We start from the raw sequence: 8,185 nt of genomic DNA on the forward strand, positions 1-8,185 counted from the left end.
GTGCAACAATCGTTGCAACTCCTGTCTTTCGCCGCCAGATGTCCGCCCATCCCGCATCCCCGCCGCAAACCCTCGACGCCCTGCTCACGCAGTTGCGCAATGACTTCCCGAACCTGAGTGTGCAGTTCCAGGGCGGCGTGCGCTATCTGCTCGACCATCCGCGCGACATCGCGCTGCAGTCGATGCGCAAGGTTGCCGCCAACGCCGGCGTGCAGCCGGCCACGCTGGTACGGCTGTCGCAGTCGCTCGGCTTCGAGGGCTGGCAGGCGCTGCGCGAACTGTTCGTCGAAGCAGTGCGCGACGATGGCCGCCAGCCGTACGCGCGCCGGGCGCGCAAGGTGGTGCAGGCATCGGACAAGCCCAGCGGGCCGGGCCGCATGCTGGCCGAAATGGTCGAGATCCAGCATCACAACCTCGACGCGCTGCTGGCCAACAATGCCGACACGCTGCCGCTGGCCGCCGACGTGCTCGCCGCCGCGCCCACGGTGCACGTGGCGGGCTTCCGCTCGTGCTTTCCGATTGCCTTCACCTTCCACTATATCTATGGGCTGTTCCGCAGCTCGGTACGGTTGATCCGGGGCGATGCCGGCACGCTGGAGATGGAACTCCGCGCGCTCGGCCCCAGGGATGCCGTGCTCGTGGCCGGCTTCGCCCCGTACTCGCACGAGAGCCTGCGCGTGGCCACGGCGGCGCGCGAGGCGGGCTGCAAGGTGGTGGCGCTGACCGACAGCACCGTGGCGCCCATCGCGCTCCAAGCCGATGTGACGCTGCTGTTCGCCGTGGACAGCCCGTCGTTCTTCCCGTCGATCACGTCTGGCGTGACGATGGTCGAGGCGCTGGTCGAGCAACTGCTGGCGCGCAAGGGCAAGGGCGCGATCCGCGTGCTGGAGCAGACCGAGGGCCAGCTCCAGCGCACCGGCGCCTACCTGCCCGAGCGCGGGGGCTGAGGCGCCGGTCGGCGCCTATTCGAACGCCTCGTCGCCCGGGTTCGAATAGGCCTTCCTGACCTGTTCGTTCTGCGGCAGGTCGAACGACAGGTTCTTCGGCGGCACGGGCTTCTGGAACCACTTGGCGTACAGCGCGTTGATCTCGCCGCTGCGCATCAGGCCGCTCATCGCGCCGTCCACCACCTGCTTGAAGCCCGGATCGTCCTTGCGCATCATGAAGCCGTAGGCTTCGAACGACTGCGGCGTGCCGACCACCGCCCACTCGTCGGGCCGGGGCGCCAGCGTGCGGGCGCCGGACAGCAGCACGTCATCCATCATGAACGCCGCGGCGCGCCCCGACTGCAGGATCAGGAACGATTCCCCGTAGTCCTTCGCGCTCTGGATCGTCATGTTGGCGCCCTTCTCGTCGTTGAGCCTGCGCAGGATGCGCTCGGACGTGGTGCCGGCATTGGTCACCACGCTCTTGCCCGACAGGTCGCCGAAATCGCGGATCGGGCTGCCCTTCTTCACCAGCAGCCGCGTGCCGGCCACGAAGTACGTGGTCGAGAACGCCACCTGCTGCTGGCGCGCCTTGAGGTTGGTGGTGACGCCACATTCGAGGTCCACCGTGCCGTTCTGCACCAGCGACATGCGGTTCTGCGACGTCACCGGCACCATGCGCACCTGCAGGTTCGGCGTGCCGGTCTCCTTGCGCACCGCATCCACCACGCGGTCGCAGATGTCCTGCGCGAAGCCGACCACCTTCTGGTTGGCGTCGTAGTACGAAAACGGGATGGACGAGGTGCGGTGCCCGATCGAAATCGCCCCGGCCTGCCTGATCTTGGTCAGCGTGGGACTGGCGGCCACGGCTGCGGCATCGGCGGCAAGCGCCTGTCCGGCGCCCACGGTGGCGGCCAGCAGGACGGCGGAACGGATTGCGGACGGGATCATGGCATCACTCCTCTCGATGGAAAGCATCAACTGTTGCAATGCTAGTCATTGAGCAACAAGTGTTCCATCATGGATAACCATGAAACAAATGGATTTTCGCCGCCGGTGCACAGCCGGCGGGCGTCGATGCGCCAGGTTGGGGATGCGCCGCGCCGCTGTGAAGCATCCGGCCCGGCGTGACGGTCAGGTCGCCGCGGCCTCGCGGGCCAGCCGCAGTGCGTCGAGCAAGGTCTCGTGATCGCCGATATGGTTGGCCAGCAGCAGGATCAGGCGCGCATTGGCGGCCTGGCTGCGGGCCTCGTCGAGGTCGCGGTGCATCTCGATCAGTGCCTCGTAGAAGTCGTCGGGGCGCGCGAGATTGGGGGCGGTATTGAGCGGCATGGGTGTCTGTGCGGGTCGGTCAGGCCAGGGCCGGGGCGGCCGGGGCGGACGGTGCAGACCGTGCCGGCACGGCCACCGGCTGGCCCGTGGCCCGCGCCAGCGCCTCGCCGAGTGGCGCAACGTCCACCTGGCGCCAGCGGGCGCAGACGTGCTGGTCAGGGCGGATCAGGTAGCAGGTGCCCGCGCGGGCGTCGTAGCGGCGCGCCGCAAGGCCCTCGGCATCGCGCAGCACCGTGGCGCCGGGCCAGGCCGGCACCGACGCCGAGATGGCCGCGTCGGTCACGAACACCACGCGCAGCGGGATGCCGCCGTGCTGCAACTGCCGCAGCGCACCGACCGTAGACGTATCGAGCCCGGCCGGCGCGCCGAAGATCAGCACCACGAAGCCATCGCCCAGATGCTGCAGCAGCCACGGCCGGCCGCCCGCATCGGCCACCGGTGCGTCCACGCAGGCCGCGCCGGGCGCCATCGCGCCGGCAAACCCTTCCGCATCGGGCGTATTGAGCGGTGAGTCGTGCAGCACGGCCGGCACCGACAGCCGCCCGCTGTTGACCAGTTGCCGCGCGAAGGCATGGTCGCGCGCCAGCGTCAGCACGGCATCGCGGAACACCCGGCTCACTGCGCTCTTGGGCGTGATGAAATCAGTCGAACGCGTGGAGTGGCGGATGTTCTCGTCGGCGGCGGCCTCGCGCTCGCTGGCGTAGGTATCGAGCAGGCTGTCGGGCGCCTTGCCCTGCAGCACGTAGGCCAGCTTCCAGGCCAGGTTCTCGGCATCCTGCACGCCGCTGTTGGCCCCGCGCGCGCCGAATGGCGACACGCCGTGGGCGGCATCGCCGGTGAACAGCACGCGGCCATGCCGGAAGGTGTCCATGCGCACGCACGAGAACGTGTAGACGCTGACCCACTCCAGCTCGAACTGCGCATCGGCGCCGAGCAGCGCCCGCACCCGCGGAATGACCTTCTCGGGCGCCTTCTCGGCCACCGGGTCGGCGTCCCAGCCTAGCTGGAAGTCGATGCGCCAGACGTTGTCGGGCTGCCGGTGCAGCAGCACCGACTGGTTGGGATGAAACGGCGGATCGAACCAGAACCAGCGCTCGGGCGGGAACGGCGCGTCCATCTTCACATCGGCAATCAGGAAGCGGTCGCGGAAGGTATGGCCGTGGCTCTCCAGCCCCAGCATCTTGCGCAGCGCGCTGCGGGCGCCGTCGGCGGCCACCACGTAGCGGGCACGCAAGGGGTAGCAGCCGTCCGGCGTCTCGATGGTCAGCGCCACGTGGCCGGCGTGCTGGCTGGCGGCCACCGCGCGGCTCTTCCAGCGTATCTCGATGTTCGGCAACGACCGCGCCAGATCCAGCAGGTAGCCCTCCACGTAATACTGCTGCAGATTGATGAACGCGGGGCGCCGGTGGCCCGATTCGGGCAGCAGGTCGAACTCGTAGACTTTCTGGTCGCGCAGGAACACCTTGCCGACGTGCCAGCGCACGCCCTTGTCCACCATGCGGTCGCCGCAGCCGAGCCGGTCGAAGATGTCGAGCGTGCGCTTGGCGAAGCAGATCGCCCGCGAGCCGGTGGACAGCGTGCAGTCATCGTCCACAAGGATCACCGGCACGCCCTGCCGCGCGAGGTCGATGGCCGTGGCAAGCCCCACCGGCCCGGCACCGACCACCACCACGGGATGCGGTGCCTCCGCGCACCGCCCCGGCTGCTGTTCGGCGCACGGCGCGTAGGCGTAGGTCTGCCGCTGGTAATCGGTTTCCATGCTGTCTCCGTGCCGCTGTGTCTTGTTATCTCTTGTTCTCTGCTAATCTTGCTGCCCGGTCCTACCCCTGCAGCGCCGTCCACATCTCCTGGTCCCGCTGGGCCGTCCAGATGCGCGGATGCGTGATCCCGGCCGCCTCGTCGAACGCACGCGACACATCGAACGGCAGGCAGTGTTCGTAGATGAACACCTGGCCGAACTTCGGGTCCATCGACTTGCGCGTATGGGCCATGGCGGCCTTCAGGTCCATCTTGCCTGCCACCGCCTCGCGCCCGGCCTGCAGCAGCGTGGTGACGAAATCCTTGGTGTAGGCCAGGCCCTTGGCCACCTCGCCAGGGTTGGTCAGCGCCGGCCCCCGGCCCGGTACGAGCTTCTCGGGCGCCAGCGCCGCCAGCGCGTCGAGCGTGGCCGGCCACTGTTCGAGCTGTGCATCGCCGCAGTAGCACGCGGCGTCGTATTCCACCAGGTCGCCCGAGAACAGCACCTTCTGCTGCGGCAGCCAGACCACGGTGTCGCCCTTGGTGTGCCCGGCGCCCAGATGCGCGATCCGTACCTCCAGCTTGCCCAGGAACAGCGTGATTTCCTTCTCGAACACCAGCGTCGGCCAGGTCAGGCCCGGCACCGTCTCCACGCCGGCGAACAGCCGCGGAAAGCGCTCGATCTCAGATTTCATGTCGGCCTCGCCACGCTCGACGATCATCTCGTACGTGCCCCGGCTGGCAATGATCTGCTGCGCGCCCTCGGCGAAGTACGCCGACGCGCCCAGCACCCGCACCGCGTGATAGTGCGACAGCACCACGTACTTGATCGGCTTGTCCGTGACCTCCCGGATGCGCGCGATCAGGTCCTGCGCCATGGCTGGCGTGGCGGTGGTGTCGATGATCATCACGCCGTCGTCGCCAACGATCACGCCCGAATTCGGGTCACCCTCGGCCGTATAGGCATAGGCGTTTTCCGAAAGCTTCGTGAACGTGATCTGCTTGGCTTCCAGGTCGGCCTGGGATGCGAACGCTTTTGCCATGGGGCTGCCTCTTTATCGTCGATATGGGGAATGAGTGGATAAATCTTAGGAAAACGACTATTTTTAGTCAATGGCAAACGTTATTGTCATTCGCTAAGCAGGGCAAACCCCTATCCGTATCGCTTACCATGTGCGCTTTGCGCAGCGCCTCCCTCCCATGGCACGACCCCCGGGCGTATCGACCGAATCAGGCAAGACCCAGCGCGGCATCCAGAGCGTGGAGGTTGGCGGCCGCCTGCTGCAGGCGCTGGCCGACGCGCGGCGCCCGCTCGCCCTCGCCGAACTCGCCGCGGCCGCCCAGATCGCCCCGGCACAGGCGCATACCTACCTGGTCAGCCTCACGCGGCTCGGCCTGATCAAGCGCGACCATCTCGATGGCGGCTACGAACCCGGCCCGCTGGCGTTGCGGCTCGGCATGCTCCACCTCGACCACCAGCCCGCGTACCGCGCCGCCGTACCGCGCGTACAGGCGCTGGCGCGCGAGATCGGCTGCAACATGGCGATCAGCCTGCCCACCGCCCAAGGCCCGACCATCGTCCACTACGTGCCGGCCGGCACCCCGCTCCATGTGAACCTTCATGTCGGTACGGTCATGGCGCTGGCGGCCACCGCGACGGGCCGCACCTACTGCGCCTTCCAGCCCGACATCCACTGGCAGCCGATCTGGCGCCAGCAGCAGCCCATCGCCTCGCCCGACGCGCTGGCGCGCTTCGCCAGCACGCTCGAACCCATCCGCCAACGCGGCATGGAACACAGCATCGACACCCCCAGCCCCGCCGTCAGCAGCCTGGCCATGCCGCTCATCGGCGCCGGGGGCGTGCTGCGGCTGGTGCTGACCGCGATCGGCTCCACCGGCACGATCGATGTGGACTGGCACGGCCCGGTGGCGCGAGCCATGCGCGCGGCGCTCGACGCCATCCCGCAAACCCCGGAGCGCGCATGAACGGCCCCGACGACAGCAAGCCCCAGCGCGGCATCCAGTCGCTCGACAACACCGGCCAACTGCTCGACGCACTGGCCGACGCGGGGCGTCCGCTGTCGCTCGGCGAACTGGCCCGCGCCGCCGGCATGGCTCCGGCCAAGGCATTCCCGCACCTGGTCAGCCTGCAGAAGATCGGCCTGCTGTCGCGCAATGCCGACGGCGATTTCGAGGCCGGCACGCTGGCGCTGGACCTGGGCCTGATGGCGCTGCAACGACTCTCGCCCACCCGCGAGGCCGAGCCCGAAGTCATCGGCCTGGCACACGCCACCGGCCTCTCCGTGGCGATGGCGGTGCTCGGCCCGCTCGGTCCCACGATCATCCGGCTGGAAGAATCCCCCCGTCCCCAGCACGTGAGCCTGCGCGTGGGCACGGTACTGTCGATGGTCAACACCGCCATCGGCCGCACCTTCGCCGCGCACCTGCCCGACGAGACCCGCCGGCAGGCACTGGATGACGACGCCATCCGCATGGCCGGCGCCGCCACGGGCGCCCCACCCGACCTCGCCGCGCGCTGGCAAGCGATCCGCGACGCCGGCCTGGAACAGGCGCTGAGCCACCCCATCCCCGGCATCGACACCCTCGCCGCACCGGTCTTCGACCACACGGGCACCCTCGCCCTGGTCATCGCAGCCATGGGCAGCAGCGGCAGTTTCGACAGCGGACTGAACGGAGACGTAGCCACGCTGGTAAAGCAGGCGGCCGGACGGTTGTCATGGCGGTTCGGGGCGGTGGGCGGCGACACGTACACGGGCAATTGATTTCGATCATCGACTCCTGCTGCCGCTGTTGCGCGGCGAGGCAGTGCGCCGTCAAGATTTCCCGGCGTCAGTGAGAGCGAGGCGTTGCGTAGCGCGCCGCTCTCCATAACAACAGTGCGGCGCCGGGACGTCGCAAAGCCTTCTAGGGTCGAACATCGTTGCATGGAAACTGGCGAAACGATGATGCCCATGAGCAGTCAGTCAGCGTCGCGCCTGATACGCCCTCAACTCGTCGAGGTCACCTTGTGCATACCGCGGACCTGAGTCTGGCACGTGAGGCTCCCGAATATGCGCCAACACGGCTTGCTGCGTCGCCAATTCGTCGAACAACCGGCCGCTGTAGCTCCGCCTGTAGATTTGCACCGTCTGGGGACACATCCAGTCAAGCAGGCCCAACATTCCAGCACGGCGACTTCTAACGCGATCCAGCACCTCGCTCCAATGTTGCGTCGCGCTGCTCCGAAACCAACCTTCCGTCCAAACCGGTTTGCAGTGCGCGATGCGGTTACGCCACCCCTTGACGTCCTTCACCATGTCGATAGCTGCCTTGCGGTTGTCGGCATGGTTCCAGTGTTTCTGGGGCTTCTTGGGATAGTGGGCGAAGACCTCGCGAAATGTCCGCGCCTGAATCACAGGGTTGGGAAGCTGCTGTTCCAGGATGTTAGGCCAGACTCCGAACGAGAGTTTGGCCACCACACTGTCCGGCGAAGGCAGGACCGCAAGTCGACGCTGATTCTCGTCGCAGAGCAACGCCTCGACTTTGTCGAAGGTTGCTCCTTGCAGCCTGAGCGAGACCATTTGATGGTCGTACCAAGGAAAGGAGTCAGAAACCTGCCCGCTTTTCTCCGACATTTGACGTGACAGGCTTACATGAATGCGATTGCGGAGCGTGACTTCAAATGTCAGCATGAGGGACTGCAGCGCCATGCCCATGGCCTGCCCCCAAAGCACGGCACCGCCGGTTTCGGCTGGATTCAAGGTACGGAAGACGCGCTTGTAGACACTGCTTCGAGGTCCCGAGAGCGTCGCTAGAAATGCTTCATACGGCATTTGACCCAAATCTCCCTTGCTTGCTATACTCCACGCATACACGGTTGGACCAGCCGCTCCCAACCTGGCTTTGCCAGGTGCCGCCAAGCCCTTTGGGCCCAAACTGGTGATGCCCCACCCGTACCAGAGATTGAAACCAACGCCACCCCCTGGGTGGCGTTGGCCTTTGTGGAAAGCGCTCGGTGCGCGTTCCTGCCCCGCTTGGACAAAGCCCCGCATGACGCGGGGCTTTTCAATGTTCGTTCCGTGACGACGGTTGTCAGAAGGGTTCTGTTGCGTCACCGCGTAAACATTGACGGCAAGAATGCATGGGGCGCCGGTTTCGGGGCGAGGCAGCCCGGAAGCCGTAAAGATTCG

The 8,185-nt window shown here is 67.0% G+C and carries 8 protein-coding genes; 3 read left to right on the forward strand and 5 right to left on the reverse strand.

Features of this window, described 5'->3' with window-relative positions:
- The first annotated feature begins 38 nt into the window (after positions 1-38).
- Entirely contained in the window at positions 39-947 is a 909-nt protein-coding gene (locus EV147_RS11120) for a MurR/RpiR family transcriptional regulator (protein ID WP_130391126.1), read from the forward strand.
- Between the two features lie 15 nt (positions 948-962).
- Here the strand turns inward: EV147_RS11120 and EV147_RS11125 are convergent, their stop codons facing one another.
- From EV147_RS11125 to EV147_RS11140, 4 genes are all read right to left on the reverse strand, one after another.
- Complete coding sequence (locus tag EV147_RS11125) at positions 963-1,877, reverse strand: glutamate/aspartate ABC transporter substrate-binding protein (RefSeq protein ID WP_130391127.1); 915 nt, start codon at positions 1,875-1,877, stop codon at positions 963-965.
- 183 nt (positions 1,878-2,060) lie between these two features.
- On the reverse strand, positions 2,061-2,258 hold the full coding sequence (locus tag EV147_RS11130; RefSeq protein ID WP_130391128.1) for a DUF2783 domain-containing protein: 198 nt from the start codon (positions 2,256-2,258) through the stop codon (positions 2,061-2,063).
- Positions 2,259-2,277: 19 nt separating this feature from the next.
- Entirely contained in the window at positions 2,278-4,017 is a 1,740-nt protein-coding gene (locus tag EV147_RS11135) for an FAD-dependent oxidoreductase (RefSeq protein ID WP_130391129.1), read from the reverse strand.
- A 61-nt stretch (positions 4,018-4,078) separates the two neighbouring features.
- Positions 4,079-5,038 (reverse strand): MBL fold metallo-hydrolase, encoded by a 960-nt coding sequence (locus EV147_RS11140; protein ID WP_130391130.1) that lies wholly within the window; start codon positions 5,036-5,038, stop codon positions 4,079-4,081.
- 157 nt (positions 5,039-5,195) lie between these two features.
- Between EV147_RS11140 and EV147_RS11145 the strand changes: the two genes are divergently transcribed.
- Both EV147_RS11145 and EV147_RS11150 read left to right on the forward strand, forming a co-directional pair.
- Positions 5,196-5,981: an IclR family transcriptional regulator gene (locus EV147_RS11145; protein WP_130391131.1), complete on the forward strand. Its 786-nt coding sequence runs from the start codon at positions 5,196-5,198 to the stop codon at positions 5,979-5,981.
- On the forward strand, positions 5,978-6,778 hold the full coding sequence (locus EV147_RS11150) for an IclR family transcriptional regulator (protein WP_130391132.1): 801 nt from the start codon (positions 5,978-5,980) through the stop codon (positions 6,776-6,778). Before EV147_RS11145 ends, EV147_RS11150 begins: the two co-directional genes overlap by 4 nt.
- A 201-nt stretch (positions 6,779-6,979) precedes the next feature.
- Here the strand turns inward: EV147_RS11150 and EV147_RS11155 are convergent.
- Positions 6,980-8,185 (reverse strand): hypothetical protein (locus EV147_RS11155; protein WP_206751182.1); only part of this gene is annotated, 1,206 nt, incomplete at its 5' end.

This window comes from Cupriavidus agavae (assembly GCF_004217045.1).
Taxonomy (GTDB): Bacteria; Pseudomonadota; Gammaproteobacteria; order Burkholderiales; family Burkholderiaceae; genus Cupriavidus; species Cupriavidus agavae.